General features: G+C 38.2%; 17 protein-coding genes. All 17 read left to right on the top strand.

All coding sequences use genetic code 11. The annotated features are described in order from the left end of the window. The first annotated feature begins 8 nt into the window (after positions 1-8). The 17 genes from ABN764_RS06565 (at position 9) to pcrA (ending at position 18,318) form a co-directional block, all read left to right on the top strand. Positions 9-1,361, top strand: coding sequence for a mannose-1-phosphate guanylyltransferase/mannose-6-phosphate isomerase (locus ABN764_RS06565; protein ID WP_446671370.1), 1,353 nt, complete (start codon positions 9-11; stop codon positions 1,359-1,361). Positions 1,362-1,381: 20 nt separating this feature from the next. After that, positions 1,382-3,166, top strand: coding sequence for a hypothetical protein (locus ABN764_RS06560; RefSeq protein WP_446671369.1), 1,785 nt, complete (start codon positions 1,382-1,384; stop codon positions 3,164-3,166). Between the two features lie 32 nt (positions 3,167-3,198). After that, the gene (locus ABN764_RS06555; protein ID WP_446671368.1) at positions 3,199-4,116 is read left to right on the top strand and encodes a glycosyltransferase family 2 protein; all 918 of its coding nucleotides are present in this window, start codon (positions 3,199-3,201) and stop codon (positions 4,114-4,116) included. 15 nt (positions 4,117-4,131) lie between these two features. Further along, positions 4,132-4,986 (top strand): NAD-dependent epimerase/dehydratase family protein, encoded by an 855-nt coding sequence (locus ABN764_RS06550; protein WP_446671367.1) that lies wholly within the window; start codon positions 4,132-4,134, stop codon positions 4,984-4,986. Beyond that, positions 4,987-5,955 carry an ATP-grasp domain-containing protein gene (locus tag ABN764_RS06545; protein ID WP_446671366.1) on the top strand — a complete coding sequence of 323 codons (969 nt, stop codon included), beginning with the start codon at positions 4,987-4,989 and terminating at the stop codon, positions 5,953-5,955. It abuts the gene before it with no gap. Then, positions 5,936-6,628 (top strand): metallophosphoesterase family protein, encoded by a 693-nt coding sequence (locus ABN764_RS06540; protein ID WP_446671365.1) that lies wholly within the window; start codon positions 5,936-5,938, stop codon positions 6,626-6,628. The genes ABN764_RS06545 and ABN764_RS06540 overlap by 20 nt, the downstream gene beginning before the upstream one ends. Positions 6,629-6,632: 4 nt before the next feature. Next, the gene (locus ABN764_RS06535) at positions 6,633-7,331 is read left to right on the top strand and encodes a WbqC family protein (RefSeq protein ID WP_446671364.1); all 699 of its coding nucleotides are present in this window, start codon (positions 6,633-6,635) and stop codon (positions 7,329-7,331) included. A 21-nt stretch (positions 7,332-7,352) separates the two neighbouring features. Beyond that, positions 7,353-7,712, top strand: a complete 360-nt coding sequence (locus ABN764_RS06530) for an EamA family transporter (RefSeq protein ID WP_446671363.1) — start codon at positions 7,353-7,355, stop codon at positions 7,710-7,712. A gap of 13 nt (positions 7,713-7,725) precedes the next feature. Continuing rightward, positions 7,726-8,868, top strand: a complete 1,143-nt coding sequence (rffA, locus tag ABN764_RS06525; RefSeq protein WP_446671362.1) for a dTDP-4-amino-4,6-dideoxygalactose transaminase — start codon at positions 7,726-7,728, stop codon at positions 8,866-8,868. Positions 8,869-8,892: 24 nt separating this feature from the next. Beyond that, positions 8,893-9,636: a sugar phosphate nucleotidyltransferase gene (locus ABN764_RS06520; protein ID WP_446671361.1), complete on the top strand. Its 744-nt coding sequence runs from the start codon at positions 8,893-8,895 to the stop codon at positions 9,634-9,636. Positions 9,637-9,648: 12 nt separating this feature from the next. Then, entirely contained in the window at positions 9,649-10,197 is a 549-nt protein-coding gene (rfbC, locus tag ABN764_RS06515; protein ID WP_446671360.1) for a dTDP-4-dehydrorhamnose 3,5-epimerase, read from the top strand. An 11-nt stretch (positions 10,198-10,208) separates the two neighbouring features. Further along, complete coding sequence (gene rfbB / locus ABN764_RS06510; protein ID WP_446671359.1) at positions 10,209-11,225, top strand: dTDP-glucose 4,6-dehydratase; 1,017 nt, start codon at positions 10,209-10,211, stop codon at positions 11,223-11,225. 2 nt (positions 11,226-11,227) lie between these two features. Further along, positions 11,228-12,073, top strand: coding sequence for a dTDP-4-dehydrorhamnose reductase (gene rfbD / locus ABN764_RS06505; protein ID WP_446671358.1), 846 nt, complete (start codon positions 11,228-11,230; stop codon positions 12,071-12,073). A gap of 102 nt (positions 12,074-12,175) precedes the next feature. Beyond that, complete coding sequence (locus ABN764_RS06500; protein WP_446671357.1) at positions 12,176-13,072, top strand: glycosyltransferase family 2 protein; 897 nt, start codon at positions 12,176-12,178, stop codon at positions 13,070-13,072. An 86-nt stretch (positions 13,073-13,158) separates the two neighbouring features. Continuing rightward, on the top strand, positions 13,159-14,565 hold the full coding sequence (locus ABN764_RS06495; protein WP_446671356.1) for an undecaprenyl-phosphate glucose phosphotransferase: 1,407 nt from the start codon (positions 13,159-13,161) through the stop codon (positions 14,563-14,565). A gap of 450 nt (positions 14,566-15,015) precedes the next feature. Further along, a complete protein-coding gene (gene pcrB / locus ABN764_RS06490; protein ID WP_446671355.1) occupies positions 15,016-15,729 on the top strand; it encodes a heptaprenylglyceryl phosphate synthase in 714 nt (237 codons plus the stop codon). A 147-nt stretch (positions 15,730-15,876) separates the two neighbouring features. Beyond that, positions 15,877-18,318, top strand: a complete 2,442-nt coding sequence (gene pcrA / locus ABN764_RS06485; RefSeq protein ID WP_446671354.1) for a DNA helicase PcrA — start codon at positions 15,877-15,879, stop codon at positions 18,316-18,318. Positions 18,319-18,366 lie beyond the last annotated feature (48 nt).

The raw sequence follows: 18,366 nt of genomic DNA, 5'->3' as shown, positions 1-18,366 counted from the left end.
AGATTGTAATGATTAATGTGGTACTATGCGGAGGCAATGGAACACGATTATGGCCATTGTCCCGCACACTTTATCCAAAACAATTCAATAAGCTAATTGGTGAGCGTTCTCTTTTTCAAATGACATTGGAACGGAACCGCACATTGTGTAACGATACTTTGATTGTTTCTAATGAGGAGCAGTATTTTTTAGCATTGGATCATATAGAGGAGCTTGGCTATCAAGACGCCAAGTTCCTTTTGGAACCAATTGGGCGAAATACTGCTCCTGCTATTGCTTTAGCCTGTATGATGGCTGATGAGGAAGAACTTGTGCTTGTCACTCCATCAGATCATATCGTTAAGAACCATCAAGAGTATTCGAAATGCGTTAAGGATGCTATGAGCATTGCCGAGACAGGAGCAATCGTTACTTTTGGGATACACCCGGAATACCCAGAAACAGGATACGGATATATCGAGGCAAATGGATACGACGTAGTTTCATTTAAAGAGAAGCCTGATTTAACCACAGCAGAACATTACATAGAACAAGGTAATTTCTATTGGAATAGTGGCATGTTTCTTTTCAAAGCAGGTGTTTTCCTTAATGAGTTGAAAAATCACTCTGCTGATATATTTGAATCAAGCCGTCAGGCCTTTGAAAGTGCGAAGACATATGAATATATTACACGTATTCAGAAAGAAGATATGATTCAGATTCCATCGGACAGCATTGACTACGCAGTTATGGAGAAAAGTACATGTGTGAAGATGATTCCTGCTCAAATAGGATGGTCTGATCTAGGTAGCTTCGAAGCTTTATATCAAGAACTTCCGAAGGATGAATCAGGGAATACACTTGGTGCTAGTTATAATCAAGTGAACTCCAACAATAACTTAATCATATCCAAGGATCGCTGTGTAGCCACCGTAGATGTTCAAGATCTCATTATCGTGGATACACCAGATGCTCTCTTGATATCGAAAAAAGGATCGTCACAGGATGTGAAATTGGTCGTAGAGCAATTAAAGCAGAACCATTCACCGCTATGCGATAATCATACGACTGCTTATAGACCGTGGGGGAACCACACTGTTCTAGACTATGAGGATAACTATAAGATTAAAAAAGTGGTTGTTAAACCTGGACAAAAATTAAGCACGCAGATGCATTTCCATCGTAATGAACATTGGATCGTTGTTAGTGGAACAGCACTTATTACGGTTAATGGAAACACATCTCTTCTGCGAACAAATGAGTCGACTTTTATTCGTATGGGTGACGAACACTCCGTTGAGAATCCGGGGAAGATCGATCTACACCTAATTGAGGTTCAGGTTGGAGAGTATGTGGAAGAAGATGATGTTATTAGGATTTAACGATAGGAGATAACTAATTCATGTCTAGAAATAAGAATTTGGTTGTACTGGGTACGTTTTTATTGATTCAATTGATTTTTTATTTCGTTTACATTAACCGTTCAAGCGCGAATATCATATTTCAAGATCAATTTGATTTTATTCCAATATTAGAAAAATTATCGGATGGTTCTTTGTCATTTTCTGATCTTTGGCAAGCTCATATGGAACATAGAGTGTTAGGCTACAATCTTATTGTGCTATTTAATGCAATATTTTTTAATACTAATACGATCATTGAAATGTATTTAGGGGGACTTGTGTTGATGGTAATCGCCATCATTTTATATAAGCCCTACATAAGGAGTTTTAAAGAAACAAATAATAAGTACGTGCCGAGTGCAGTCTTTTTGCTCATATCATGCTTATTGTTTAGTCTTATACAATGGGAAAATATCGTTCTAAGCTTGGGCATGAGCATTATGATGAGAATGATGTTTTTTATTATTACGTTTATTGTCTTCGACAATTTAATAATTAGAGGTTTGAGAAAGAAAGATATATTTTTATTAGTTTTATCTTTAGCAATAAACATATTGGTATTTGGTGCGGGTTATAGTCCAGCGGTAGTTCTTACCTGTGTTGTTGTATTAATAATAAACTTTTTCGTAACACCTTTAGATAGGAAAAATACGAAGGTTATATTAGGGTTAATATCTATTGCAAGTCTTATCTTCTATATAGTATATTTTCACAACATATATATCAATAATCTAATAAATGAAGATAAAAGCATTTTAGAAAAAGCGATGCATATCTTTAGCAATATTTTTGAGGCGATGAAATTTTTCTTCATCACACTTTCGTCAAGTGTAATAGGTGTAAGTATTTTCGATAAATATCTCTCAGTGAATTTTATGATTGTATTGGGTTGTATTTTGTTCATTTTAATATTTTATTTTCTTTACTTATATTTTAGAGAGAAGCTGTATAAACGCAGTTGGCTTCCATTCATGCTTATTATCTACTCTTTTATGATAATGGGATTAATTCTATTAGGAAGATTTAATTATGCACTAACGTATGGCTCTTCATCTAGATATACAACTGATACTCAATATATTGTTATTGGATTTTTATGGATAGTATCTTTGGTTCTTAGCCACAAAAAATCGTTTTGTAAATTACAATTAGATAGAACGTTATCTATAATTTCAATATTTTTTGTTGTTGTGAGTTTCGCTATTACTAATGTTATGGAGTGGCAAATTTCCTCTTCAAGAGGCCAATATTTCGAAAATCTCCAAACCATTGCATTGAATATAGATAAAGCTACTGATAAAGAATTGAGTCAATTCCAATATCCGCCTGATATTGTGAAATATGGATTGGTATCACTTAGAAATAATTCTTTGAATGTATACCATGAAAACATGGGGAATACTCAGGGATCATATTTGTATGAGAAAAATATAGCAGGAATTTCGGGATGGTATGAAAATGATGAATCCGAAGCTAGGTGGACAAAAAAAGAAGTAGAATTTAAAGTGCAATCCGAGGGGCGACGTGGGAGTATTAGTATACAGGCATATGTACCTAAATATTTGCACAATACGCAGATTATTGTTGAAGTGAATGGGTCAATGATTATGCAGAAAATTTTTGAAGAGGGGGAAAACAAGATTGACATACCGATTTCTAAGGATGAAATGTACATAAAACTTATACAATCAAAGACTTTTGTCCCAAAAGATCATGGAGTGAACGACGATATAAGAGATTTAGGGATTTTGGTTAAGAAAATTGAAATAATTCCCGTATTGTGAATTATAGCTTTTTAGTAGAAGGGGTTAACTAAATGCAGATTTCGATTGTAACAACACTATATCGATCGGAAGCTTACTTAATTGAATTTCATGAACGAATTAAGAAAGCTGTCAATCAATTGAATTTGCAGCATGAAATCATTATGGTCAATGACGGGTCTCCAGATAATTCTCTTGATACAGCATTGAAAATTAGAGATAAAGACCCTGCTGTAAAAGTAATTGATTTATCCAGGAACTTTGGCCATCACAAAGCTATACTAACTGGCCTTTCTTACGCTACAGGCGATAAGATCTTCCTTATTGATTGTGATCTAGAAGAAGATCCTGAGTTATTAGTTAGCTTTTATCGTGCATGGGAAAATGAACAAGAATATGATGTAATATTCGGTGTTCAAGAACAACGTGAGGGTACCTTTTATAGACGTTGGGCTGGAACAATGTTTTATAAATTGTTTAATATGTTGTCGGACGAAAAGATACCACAGAACCCATGTACGGTTCGTTTATTTACAAAACGCTATGTTGATAGTTTATTATCACTCAACGATAAAAATGTCTTTTTAGCGGCTATGTATGAAAAAGTTGGATATAAACAAAAGGCTATTAGTATAAAAAAAGAGTACAAAGGTAGTAGTTCGTATAACATCATCAGAAAAGTAGCTCTTACACTAGAAGGACTAACTTCTTTTAGTAGTAAACCACTTACCTCAATTATGGGCTGCGGTTTTATAATTTCATTACTGTCTATTATGTATACCATCTATTTAATTATTAATAAATTGATTTATGATGCCATAATTGGTGGATGGACAAGTTTAATGGTGTCAATCTGGTTTCTGAGTGGGTTATTGATGTTTTCGATGGGAATAGTAGGGCTATACATCTCTAAAATATTCAACGAAACCAAAGACAGACCATTAACTATTGTTCGAAAAGTATACGAATAAAGGCGGGGATTGTAATTGAATATAATTATTACAGGTAATACTTCAGCCTTGAGTAATGTACTGAAAAAGTATTTAGAATCGGCCCATCATATTTTTTTGACGGGTAGAAATTCTGAAGCAGACATATACTTGGATTTTGGTAAGTATGAAGAAATTCCTAATAATTTACCGGAATGTGCTGATGTAATCATACATTGTGCAGCCAGTATGGGCGGCAATGGAATAAAAGATGCTATTCAAAATGAAGTTGTCAATTCAATTGGAGCATTTAAGGTTGCAGAGATAGCTGAACTCGTGAACTGTAAACATGTGATTTATATATCCTCTATCTCCGTTTACGAGAAAGATAATGATTATTTTGGTTCATATGGTTTATCAAAAAGACATGGACAAGAAAACTTGAAATTTATTTGTTCGAAGAACGGAATTTCTTTTACTGCGTTAATGCTTTCACAGGTCTACGATGATACTTTTGTTTTTGAAAAACATCAACCATTATTTTATAACATTATTGAAAATGCGAGTAAGGGTAGAGACATTACACTATTTGGTTCTAACGACGCACTGAGAAATCTTATTCATGCACAAGATATTGCAGAAGTAATCAAACGAATCATTGATAGTAGACTGACAGGGGAATTTGATTGCGTATCTCCTCGTTCATATAAACTAAGTGAAATTGTTCGTATAGCTATAGACACCTTTAACAAAGGTGGAGAGATTAGGTTTCATCAAGATAAACCGAATATAGGTAATATGAATATTCCTCATGACCAAAGCCTATATGAGTCCCTTAGTTATGTACCTCAAATAGATCTTGAAGAAGGAATGAAAAGGATCAGAAATTTAAAACGTAGAGAGGAAATATAAATGTATAATGTATTAGTAACAGGCGTGGGAGCAATTATTGGGTATGGCATTGTTAAATCATTAAAGAAATCGAAATATGAGTTGAATATAATTGGAACTGATATTTATGAGGATGCAATTGGTCAACAATGGTGTGATGGTTTTGAACAGGCTGTGTTAGCAAGTTCACCAAATTATTGTGAACATCTAAAAAGAATTATTGAAAAACATAATATTGATCTAGTAATACCAGGTATAGAACAAGATGTTGAAAAAATAGCGAAAAATATGGATTACTTTTCTGCATTACATACAAAATTCGTTATTAACAACAAGGAGCTGTTGATAACAGCAAATGATAAGTGGTCTACTGATCTTATATTAAAGCACCATGGAGTACCGAGTATCCCGTCTTATATAGATGGTGAATATCAATCCGTAATGTCTGAAATCGGAATGCCATTTTTACTGAAGCCAAGGAGATCCTACGCTTCTAAAGGAATTATGACCATCCATAGTGAGGATGAATATGAATTCTGGAAGAAGAAGTTGAAGGATAATTTTATGGTTCAAAAAATTGTTGGTGATTCAGATTCAGAATATACGGTAGGAGTATTTGTTTTTAATAATGATGAATCTCATAAAATAGTCATGCAACGCAAATTAAGTGGAGAAGGATCTACAGCTAAGGCTAAGATTGTTCACAATAAAGAGCTTGAAGCATTTATAGATAGGCTTATTCCTATTTTTAATCCAATTGGCCCTACTAATTTCCAATTCAGATATGAAAATGGTGTATATTACCTATTGGAGATTAATCCGAGGATATCTTCTTCTACATCCTTACGTACAGCGTTTGGATACAATGAAGCCGAAATGTGTATTGAATATTATTTAGAAAATAAGAGCCCAACTGAGCCAAAGATTAGGTATGGAACTGCAATAAGATATATAGAGGATTGGATTGAATATGATTGCGATCATCTCTGATATTCATGGTAACTATCCGGCGTTAAAATCTGTTTTAGAAGATATTGATAGACAAGAGTGCACTCAAATCATTTCTTTAGGCGATATAGCTGGATACTATTGTATGATTAACGAATGTATAGAAGCTTTAAGAGAAAGACAGGTAACTAATATCTTGGGTAATCACGATAACTATCTTGTGAATAATGTGGATTGTTCAAGATCTAATTCTGTTAATCGATGTATTAAGTATCAGAGTAAAGTTATAGCGGCTCATAATCACGAATGGTTAAGTAAATCTTTATTTGAATATATAGATGACGAAACATATATGGTTCATGGAGGTTGGAAGGATAAGCAAGAGGAGTATTTATACAACCTAAGTGAAGATTATTTTTCTGGTATGAACTTTACATATTTCATTTCTGGCCATACTCATGTACAGTCTCTATTCAAGTTTTCTGGTAAAGTATACTGTAACCCGGGTTCTGTGGGGCAACCTAGAGATGGAGATAGTCGAGCTGCCTATGTGTTATTCAATGGACAGCAATTTGATTTGCGAAGAGTTGAGTATGATATCGATTGGATTGCCAAAGAAATGGATCGGAATGGATTCGAAGAGTATTTCTATCAAAATTTATATCATGGAAAGCGACTAGATGGCAAAGTTTCCACATTTAATATAACTGGGTGAGATAATGACAAAGAAAGTTGCAGTGCTTCAATCTAACTATATACCTTGGAAAGGCTACTTCGATATTATTAATGATGTAGATCTCTTTATTTTTTATGATGATGTACAATATACGAAAAATGATTGGCGAAATAGAAATAAAGTTAAAACCCCTCAAGGAACTCAATGGATTACAATACCTGTTAGTGCTTCAAGTGAAGCATTGATTCATGAAGCGGGTTTTCAAAATTTGCAGTGGACTTCTAAACACTACAAGACACTTGCGGCGCTTTACTCTAAGGCGCCATATTTTAAAAAGTACAAGGAATTTCTTGAGTATGTTTATGTAGAGCGGAAATGGGAGAGTTTATCTGAACTTAATCAATACTTAATTACTTATATATCTCATGAGTTCTTAGGAATTACCACAAAATTCATGGATTCTCGAGAGTTTTATACTGAAGGTAAGAGGTTAGAGAGACTCATCAACCTCCTTAAAGAGGCAGATGCAACATCCTATCTCTCTGGACCAGCAGCAAAAAGTTACATAGAAAGCGATAGATTTAAAGAAGAGGGGATAGAACTTATATATAAAGACTATTCCAACTACAAAGAATATGACCAATTCCATCCTCCTTTTGATCATTATGTAACGATATTAGATCTGCTGTTCCATACAGGGGAAGATGCTCCTGAGTTAATTTTTAATAAGCAATCTAATTAAATTAAGAATGGATGTTTGAAAATGGGTTATTTATTTATTGCTTCTACCATCCTATTTACAGTATATGGTCAACTTATTATAAAATTTAGAGTTAATAAGTATGGACCATTACCTGATGGATTATCAGAAAAAATGTCATACATGCTGCATTTGTTAATAGATCCGTTGATACTTTCAGGCTTCTTATCTGCCTTTATTGCATCTTTCTTTTGGATGGCGGCATTGACGAAATTTGATATTAGTCATGCTTATCCTTTTATGAGTCTCTCATTTGTACTAGTGTTTGTATTATCCATTATATTTTTCAATGAGCCGTTCACAGTAAATAAATTAATAGGAATTGGATTTATTATCTTAGGTATTATATTTATAGCTAAATAAAGGATGGGAGCTCATGAGTAACTCAAATACAATATTTTTCAATGTCCCGGCAATAGTGGGTACTGAAACCGAATATATCAAACAGGCTGTGAGCAACAATAAGCTGTCTGGTGATGGTCAATTTACAAAGGTTTCAAATGAGTGGATGGAGGGAAACTTTGATTCTGCAAAGGTAATGCTTACAACCTCCTGTACACATGCTTTAGAAATGGCAGCTATTCTAGCAGATATCAAAGAAGGTGACGAGGTAATAATGCCCTCGTACACCTTTGTTTCCACTGCAAATGCTTTTGTTTTAAGAGGTGCCAAGATTGTTTTTGTGGATATTCGTCCCGATACCATGAACATAGACGAATCATTAATAGAAGCTGCAATTACTCCAAAAACGAAAGCGATCGTACCTGTACACTATGCAGGTGTCTCTTGTGAAATGGATACGATAATGGAGCTAGCGAATAAGTATAACTTGATTGTCATTGAAGATGCTGCTCAAGGAGTTATGAGTCAATATAAGGGTCGTCATTTGGGGGCAATTGGACATCTTGGCTGTTACAGTTTCCATGAAACAAAAAACTATAATTGTGGTGAGGGCGGAGCTTTATTAGCCAACCATGAGAATTACATAGAACGAGCGGAAATTATTCGGGAAAAGGGAACAGACCGTTCTAGGTTTTTCAGAGGACAAGTAGACAAGTACACATGGGTTGATATTGGTTCTTCCTATTTACCTAGTGAGATTAATGCAGCATTCCTCTATGCTCAGTTAGAGAAAGCAGAAGAGATTAATAACAATCGTTTAGAAAGCTGGGATAGATATTATTTAGGTCTAGAAGAGCTTGAGAGTAAAGGATATATTAAATTGCCTACCATCCCTGAAGGATGTACTCATAATGCACACATGTTTTATATTAAATGCGGCTCTTTAGATGAGAGAACAAGATTAATGAAGTATTTAAAGGATGAGAATGTTCAATCTGTATTCCACTATGTTCCTTTGCATTCTTCTGAAGCTGGAATGAAATTCGGATATTTCCATGGCGAAGATAGATATACAACAGTTGAAAGTGAAAAGCTATTAAGATTACCGTTATACTACAATATTTCTCGAAATGATATTGATAGAGTTATTGAGAGTATTAAGAAGTTCTATATTTAAAATATCTCATAAGGAAGTGTCGATATGAAAGGTATTATATTAGCAGGTGGTACAGGATCAAGGTTATATCCGCTAACAAAAGTGACGAATAAGCATTTGCTGCCAGTGGGGAAATATCCGATGATCTTCCACTCAGTAAATAAATTAAAGCAAGCAGGTATACAAGATATACTTATTGTAACCGGTAAAGAGCATATGGGGGAAGTTGTTAACTTGCTAGGCAGTGGTCGTGAAATGGGGGTATGCTTTACTTATAAAGTACAGGATGAAGCTGGTGGTATCGCACAGGCCCTTGATCTTGCTGAACATTTTGTAGGAAATGATCAGTTGATCGTCATATTGGGCGATAATGTGTTTGAGGATGACATTTCTAATTACGTTGAAAACTTCCGGGCGCAAAAAACAGGAGCTAAAATCTTGTTGCAGGAAGTTCATGATCCGCAACGTTATGGTGTTGCTGAATTAGAAGGCGATATCATTGTATCCATTGAAGAAAAACCTAAACAGCCTAAGAGTAACTTTGCTGTAACAGGAATATATATGTTTGATAGTACGGTATTCGAAATTATTAAGACGCTGAAGCCATCAGGCCGCGGAGAATTAGAAATAACAGATGTTAATAATGCATATATTCAACGCAAAGAGTTAACATTTGATGTATTGAATGGTTGGTGGACTGATGCTGGTACTCATGCTTCGCTTCAGCGTGCAAATGAACTGGCTAAGGAAATTACATTCAGCGAAGAGTTTGGAAAATTAAAATTATAAGGAGACATATAGATGATTGTTACTCCTTTATTGTTGAGCGGTGCTTTATTAGTTGAACCGAAGGTGTTTGGAGACACCAGAGGATTCTTCATGGAGAGTTACAACAGTGAGGTATTTGCTCAGCATGGAATAGACACGGTTTTTATTCAAGATAATCATGCTCTTTCAGTTGAAGCTGGTGTACTAAGGGGGCTACATTATCAGCTTAATCCCAAGGCACAAACCAAGCTTGTTAGAGTTACATCCGGTGCAATTTATGATGTTATTGTTGATATTAGAAAGAACTCCAGCACCTATGGGAAATGGGTTGGTGTTATTTTGAGTCAGCATAACAAGCGACAGCTGCTTGTTCCCCAAGGCTTTGCTCATGGTTATTGTACCCTTGTTCCTAATACTGAGGTACAGTATAAAGTAGATGCACTTTATGCACCTGAGTATGACCGGGGAATATGTTGGGATGATCCGCAGTTAGGCATTGATTGGCCAGTTTCATTTCCAATCTTGTCGGATAAAGATAAGCAGCATCCTACATTAAATGATGCTGATAAGAATTTTGAGTAGGAGGCTATAACATGAAATTACTTGTAACGGGTGGAGCTGGATTTATCGGGAGTAACTTCGTCATGTATATGTTGAATAAATACCCTGATTATCAGATTGTCAATGTAGATGCGTTGACTTATGCTGGAAACCTTGAAAATCTTCAAAGTGTACAAGAGAATAGTAATTATTCATTTGTAAGAGCTGATATTGCAGATGCTAATGCCATGGACGCTATCTTTAAGCAGGGGGTTGACATTGTTGTCAACTTTGCAGCTGAGTCTCATGTTGATCGCTCGATTTTGGAGCCTGAGATTTTTGTGAAAACGAATGTAATGGGTACTCAAGTACTTCTTGATATGGCTAAAAAGTACAGTGTAACTAAATTTGTACAAGTTTCCACTGATGAAGTATACGGGACTCTTGGTGAAACGGGACTCTTTACAGAAGAAACACCACTTACTCCGAATAGTCCTTATTCCGCGAGTAAAGCAGGGGGAGACTTATTAGTACGTGCTTATCATGAAACATTTGGGATGGCGGTTAATATAACACGTTGTTCTAATAACTATGGACCATATCAGTTCCCAGAGAAATTGATTCCACTTATGATTGCTAATGCCCTGAATGATAAGCAACTGCCTGTATATGGGGATGGACTAAATGTTCGTGACTGGTTGTACGTAGAAGATCACTGTAGTGCAATCGATCTTGTCATTCATAAAGGTGTTAACGGCGAGGTTTACAATATTGGTGGTAATAATGAGCGTACTAATATTGAAATTGTGAGAACGATCCTCCAAGAGTTAAATAAACCAGAGTCTTTGATCAAGTACGTAGAAGATCGTCTTGGTCATGATCGTCGATACGGAATTGATGCTACTAAGATTTCAACGGAATTAGGATGGAATCCAAGACATACGTTTGAAACGGGAATAAAGGAAACAATAAAATGGTACTTAGACAATAAGGCTTGGTGGGAGAGAATTCAATCTGGACAGTACCAAACGTATTATGAAAAGCAATACGGTATGCGTTTGGGGAATTAGATATGAAGGTTCTTGTAACAGGTGTTAAAGGTCAATTAGGGTCTGACGTTGCTCGTATCTTTGTTCAGAAGGAGCACGAAGTTTTTGGTATGAGCAGAGATGATATGGACATTACAGATTCGAACCAATGTCACAGTGTAGTGACACTGTTATCTCCAGATGTAATCATTCATTGTGCAGCGTATACAGCTGTCGATAAAGCAGAGCAAGATATTGTGGAAGCATATAGGGTTAATGCAGATGGAACACGAAATTTAGCAGCTATTGCAGAAAAAATGGGGATAAAATTCTGCTATGTTAGTACAGATTATGTGTTTGATGGAACGGCTACACAACCCTACCATGAATATGATAATACTAATCCGGTAACTATCTATGGAAAATCCAAAAGAGCCGGGGAAATTTTAACTCAGTCTTTATGTTCACGATATTATATCGTAAGAACATCTTGGGTATATGGTTCAAATGGAAATAATTTTGTTAAAACAATGTTAAAATTGGGAAAAGAACTAAATGAAATAAACGTTGTATCTGATCAAGTTGGCTCACCAACTTATACAGAGGATTTAGCATGCTTTCTTGAACAATTAATAGACACTGATAAATATGGTATTTATCACGCCTCTAATCAAGGACAGTGTTCTTGGTACGATTTTGCCTGTGCTATCTTTGAGGAAAGGTCAATAAGCATCACAGTCCATCCATGCACTACTGAAGAGTTTCCTAGACCAGCTCCTAGACCTCGTTTTTCTGTGATGGAGCATATGGCGATTAAATCTAACAATCTTGTGGATTTACCCCCGTGGAAGGAATCATTAAAAAAGTTCCTTAAAAATCACACTGATTGAAAATATAGACTGGCTGAGCATTTCTTGCTTGGACAGTCTTTTCATTATTCGGAGTTATTATTTATGTTACAATGTGAGCATCTCTCACGAAGTAGGTGAATTATGGACTTAACCATTATTATCGTTAACTATAATACAAAGCAATTGACACTAAACTGCTTGGAGTCTGTCTATAAATCATTAACTAGTTATCAATTCGAAGTTATTATTATAGACAATGCTTCATATGACGATTCTGTACATGTAATTAGAGAGCAGTATCCTCAAATAAAGTTAATTACTAACAAAGACAACTTAGGATTCTCAAAGGCTAATAATCAGGGGATGAAAATCGCCGAAGGAAGGCATGTACTCCTTCTGAATTCAGATACTATAATCGAGCGTGATACTTTAGATATAATGATAAACTTTATGGATGCTAATACGATGGTAGGTGTATCTGGTTGTAAAGTAGTGTTACCTGACGGTTCCTTAGACAAGGCATGCCGTAGAGGATTTCCTACACCAGCAGCAACATTTTACTATGTATCACGATTATCTAAGGTTTTTCCGAAGAATCCGCGGATTAATGCCTATCACCGTGAAGATTTGGATCCCGACGAGGAGTATCCGATTGATTGCTTAATAGGAGCATTTATGATGGTACGACGTGAAGTTATAGATCAAGTGGGAATGTTAGACGAGAATTTCTTTATGTATGGGGAAGACGTTGACTGGTGCTACCGTATTAAGCAAGCTGGATGGGTGAATTATTATTATCCAAGGACACAAATTGTTCATTATAAACGAGCCAGCAGTCGTAATAAACCATTTAAGATTACGTACGAATTCCATAGATCCTTCTTTGTACTCTATAACAAGCATTTTCGTGAAAAGTACCCTTTCTGGGTAAACGGGCTTATGTATGTAGGAATGGGGTTGAAAATGACAGTGGCACTTCTTCTTAACACTTTAGCCAAAGGGATGGCAGAAGTTCGACAGAAAGCTAAAAATAATTAACAATCATTCCCTTCCATCTTAACTTGAATGTTCATTTCTAGTATAATGGTTGTAATATTACATCCTTTGAAAATGAGGTTTACACAATGATTCGCAAAAATCAAAAGTTTTTGTCGAAGATTTATATGATTTTTGACGTAATTGCAATGATGTTGGCGTTTGGGCTTGCGTGGATATTGAAATTTATGAGCAATTGGCTGGATAGTGATACCCCGTTGCCATTCTCTACATATGTCGGTTGGGGGGCAGTCTATGCAGGAGCAGTTCTTGTCGTAGGAGCTATGTCCTCTTTGTATCATTTTCATCGCAAAAAGAGATTCGCCGACCAGTTGATACGTATCATTCAGACTCATATTATTAGCTTATTCATCTTGCTGGGTTTGTTGTTTTTCTTTAAGCAAATTCACATTTCCCGTGAATTTTTAGCGATATTCGTAACGGTTTCTACTCTAGGTACGATATTTTATCGATACTCGGTTAAAGTTATGCTGCGTTCGCTACGACAAAAGGGCTACAATAAACAATTCATTCTAATTCTTGGGGCCGGTACACTTGGCAAACGGTTTTATGAAAACCTTCGAAGTTATCCAGAACTAGGTTATGAAGTCATTGGATTTCTTGATGATAACGCAGAGTGGAATTCCTTAGAATCGAAAAGATTTAAACCTATATTAGGTGCATTGAGTGATTTGGAACAAATATTAGGTGATCGTCTTATTGATGAGGTCATTTTGGCACTACCACTTGATGCGCATCATAAGTTTCCGCATATCATAGACCTTTGTGAAAAAGCAGGTGTTCGTACACTCATCATTCCAGACTTTTTCGACTACTTGCCATCACGGCCATATTTCGATAACTTTGCGGGAATGCCGATGATTAACGTTCGTGATATTCCGCTCGATGTGCTGCGTAACCGGGTATTCAAGCGGGCTTTCGATATTGCTTTTTCATTCTTTGCAATAATATTGACGCTCCCCGTTATGTTGTTTATTGTGATTGGGATTAAAGTGACATCTCCTGGTCCAGTTATTTTTAAACAGGAGCGAGTAGGATTAAATCGGCGTAATTTTATGATGTATAAGTTCCGTTCCATGAAGGTCAGTTCAGAAAAAACATCTGATACAGTGTGGACCACTGAAAATGACCCTCGACGCACGAAATTTGGTAGCTTCCTCCGCAAGACGAGCTTGGATGAACTACCGCAGTTTTTTAATGTACTTTTTGGTCATATGAGTATTGTTGGCCCTAGGCCGGAACGACCGTTTTTCGTAGAACAGTTTAAGGAAGAAATTCCGAAGTACATGGTTAAACACCATGTGCGTCCTGGAATTACAGGCTGGGCTCAAAGCAATGGCCTACGCGGTGATACATCTATAGAGGAACGGATTCGTTACGATATCTTCTATATTGAAAATTGGTCTTTATTATTTGATATTAAGATTATCTGGAGAACGATTTGGAACGGGTTCATGAATAAAAATGCCTATTAATTTAGAAAAGTAATTATTTCGTATATAAATGTATAGATGTAGCGATACTCTCCCCACACTGTGAATACATTTTCACATCTGGGGAGTTGTTTTTTATTTTACACATTGATGAAAACAACGATGAACAACTTGAAGTAGGACGAGGCTGGATCATTTCTTTTGTAGCAGGTGCAATTCTCTGGTCCGCGCTTTTAGGAGGCATATATCTTTTGATAAAATAATCTACATAGCAATTCTGTACCACTGTATTTCATCCGTGACATTTCCCTCACCATTTACTACAATAAGAACATACATTCTATTCATATTTGTTTCTCATCCTCATATATGGCACCCATTTCCCTCCACCCCTAGGCTTATTTCTGGTACACTACAATATAGAACATTTAAATCAAGGTCGCTCATCGCACCACTTACATCCATGAGCGGCAGACCTGGAGGAAACGCAACGTGAAGACGCCTTTACAATCGATAGATGACTGGCGGCACGTATTCAAGCTTGACCCGGACAAAGAAATTGGCGATGAGGCGCTGGATCGTGTATGTTTATCTGGAACTGATGCCATAATGGTCGGGGGATCGAGCGGAGTCACTTTTGAGAACACGGTAGACCTTATGTCCCGCATACGGCGATATGAGCTGCCGGTTGTGCTTGAGGTATCCGAATTGGATGCGGTCGTGCCTGGCTTTGATGCTTATATGATACCAATGGTGCTGAACACGAATAACGCCAATTGGCTGATTGGTCAGCATCGTGAAGCGATTCAACAATATGGTTATATGATCCCATGGGATTTGTTAATCCCAGAAGGGTATATAATTTTGAACCCGGAAGCGACAGCAGCTAAAATTACAGGAGCGGATACGCAACTATCTCCAGCAGAAGCGGCTGCATATGCGCAGGCAGGAGACAAGCTGATGCGTCTTCCTGTCGTGTATGTGGAGTACAGCGGCATGTTTGGCGACATGGAGTTGGTTAAGAAGGTGAAACGCTCTCTGACGCAAGCCCAGTTGTTCTATGGAGGCGGAATCCGTACGGTAAAGCAAGCCCAAGAAGCGGCTGCCTCAGCTCATACAGTAGTTGTGGGCAATGTCGTTTATGACGACTTGGAAGCTGCCCTCGCGACTGTAGATGCAGTAAAGGAAACTAAGCTAACGATATAGCTTTTCTAATGATCATTTAAAAAAACACTCTTAGGTATAAATAGTCTGGTGTGCTTACATGGCTGCACTGCCGGGAGTTTTTCTTACCAAATTATCGACCTAAATAAATACATCTCACATAACTGCAGAAAGGAGACATCGCAAATTATGTTTGACTTTTTACGACCGGATTCCAATGCGAACTCTAATTCTAACTTTAACTCGAATTCGAACGTATACGGAAGCTATGGGGCTTCTATCGACATTCAAGACGCTATCAAGCGCTTGAACCCTGAACAACGACGCGCTGTTGAGACCACGGAAGGGCCATTGCTCATTATGGCGGGAGCGGGATCAGGCAAGACGCGCGTACTCACGCATCGCATTGCATATCTAATCGCTACGAGGAAGGCACCGCCATGGAGTATTCTAGCCATTACGTTTACGAACAAGGCTGCACGAGAGATGCAGGAGCGGGTATCCAAGCTGGTTGGCCCAGATGGAAGAGACATTTGGGTATCCACATTCCACTCCATGTGTGTGCGAATCCTACGCAAAGATATTGAACGTATCGGGTTTACCTCGAACTTCACGATTCTTGACTCAGGGGATCAGTTGTCCGTTATTCGTGGATGCATGAAGGAATTGAACTTAGATACGAAAAAATTCGATCCACGCGCAGTACAAGCTGCAATTAGTACAGCGAAGAACGAATTGCTGACGCCAAGTCGCTTCGAACAGAAGATTGGCGATCACTTTGACGGAATCGTAGCCAAGGTTTATACGATGTATCAGAAACGCCTGAAGAGCAACAACTCGCTTGATTTCGATGATCTCATCATGTCGACGATTCAATTGTTCAAGGACGTCCCTGAAGTATTGGATTTCTATCAGAAGAAATTCAAATACATTCACGTCGACGAGTATCAAGATACGAACCGTGCGCAATACATGCTGTGCCGGATGCTGGCTGATCAGCACCAAAATATTTGCGTCGTCGGGGATAGCGATCAGTCGATCTATCGCTGGCGCGGCGCCGACATTACGAACATTCTGAACTTCGAGGGTGACTACCCGAAGGCTACGACGATTATGTTGGAGCAGAACTATCGTTCGACCTCCAATATTCTGAATGCCGCGAATGGAGTCATTAAACTGAACACTGGCCGCAAGCCGAAGAAGCTGTGGACGGAATCGGGTGAAGGCGAGAAGATTAAGCTCTATCAAGCAGATACGGAGCATGATGAGGGTTACTTTGTTACTTCAGAGATTAAACAGAACCATATGGCGAACAAGCATTACGCCGACCATGCGATATTGTATCGGACGAATGCGCAATCCCGCGTTATCGAGGAAATTCTGATTAAGTCGGATATTCCGTACCAGATCGTCGGAGGCGTTAAGTTCTATGATCGCAAAGAGATTAAGGACTTGCTTGCCTATCTGCGTCTCATTTCGAATATGGATGATGATATTAGCTTAGAGCGTGTTGTGAATGTGCCGAAGCGGGGCATTGGAGCAACGACGATGAATAAGCTCGCTGAAGCAGCAGCAACTCGTGGTACATCGATGATGAAGGTTATCGCCGACATGGAAGATCTGGACATCTCGCCTAAGACGAAGGGAGCGCTGCGCGAGTTCCGTGCGATCATCGACAACCTGAATCATATGGTGGAGTATTTGTCGGTTACGGAATTGACGGAGAAAATGCTCGAACTATCCGAGTACAAGCTGGAGCTGCAGCGAGAGAACACGCTGGAATCGAAGGCACGTCTCGAGAATATCGACGAGTTCTTGTCGGTTACTCAGGAATTCGAACAGCGCAATGAGGACAAGTCCTTGATTTCGTTCCTGACGGATCTTGCGCTTATCGCAGATATTGATTCCATGAACGACGAGGAAGGCAACGAGCAGGAAGATGCCGTTATCCTGATGACGATGCACAGTGCAAAAGGCTTGGAATTCCCAGTTGTCTTCATTATAGGTATGGAGGAAGGGGTATTCCCGCATAGCCGTGCATTCAGCGACAATGAGGAGCTGGAGGAAGAACGACGACTAGCTTACGTAGGGATTACTCGTGCTGAGAAGCAATTATTCCTTACCTGCGCACGTACACGTACTTTGTTTGGTCGAACAAATGCCAATCCTCCTTCACGTTTTCTGCAGGAGATACCGGATGAAGTTAAGGAAGACGCGACGCCAGAGGGCACACGCTATGGAAGGGTGGATCGTTACGGCCGCAATGCTGCTTCTGCTTCATACGGAGGGCGTGGGTTAGGTTATTCAGGCGGTGGTGGAACACAAGCTCCAGGCACGAAAGGCATTGGAAGCAGTGCTCAAACAGGATGGCGTGCTTCAGGTGGAGCGGGAGCAGCCGCAAGTAGCGGATCAAGTGTGACCGTAACATCAGCAGCGGAAAAAGTGAAGCAAGCGGGAGCCCAACCCGGAGACTATCAGCCGGGGGACAAAGTATCCCATGCCAAGTGGGGCGTAGGCGTGATCGTGTCGGTTAAGGGTGAGGGCACGGATACGGAGCTGCAAATTGCCTTCCCTGCCCCAGTGGGTGTGAAGCGGTTATTGGCTGCTTTTGCCCCGATTAACAAAGTATAAGTAGACTACCACTATCCAATAGATGATTTGAAATGAGGAAGGAGCCAC

The sequence above is a fragment of the Paenibacillus wuxiensis genome, from assembly GCF_040195695.1.
GTDB classification, from domain to species: domain Bacteria; phylum Bacillota; class Bacilli; order Paenibacillales; family Paenibacillaceae; genus Paenibacillus_B; species Paenibacillus_B suaedae.
Note: the sequence above shows the minus strand (reverse complement) of the source record. Positions and strands in the feature narration are given on the sequence as shown.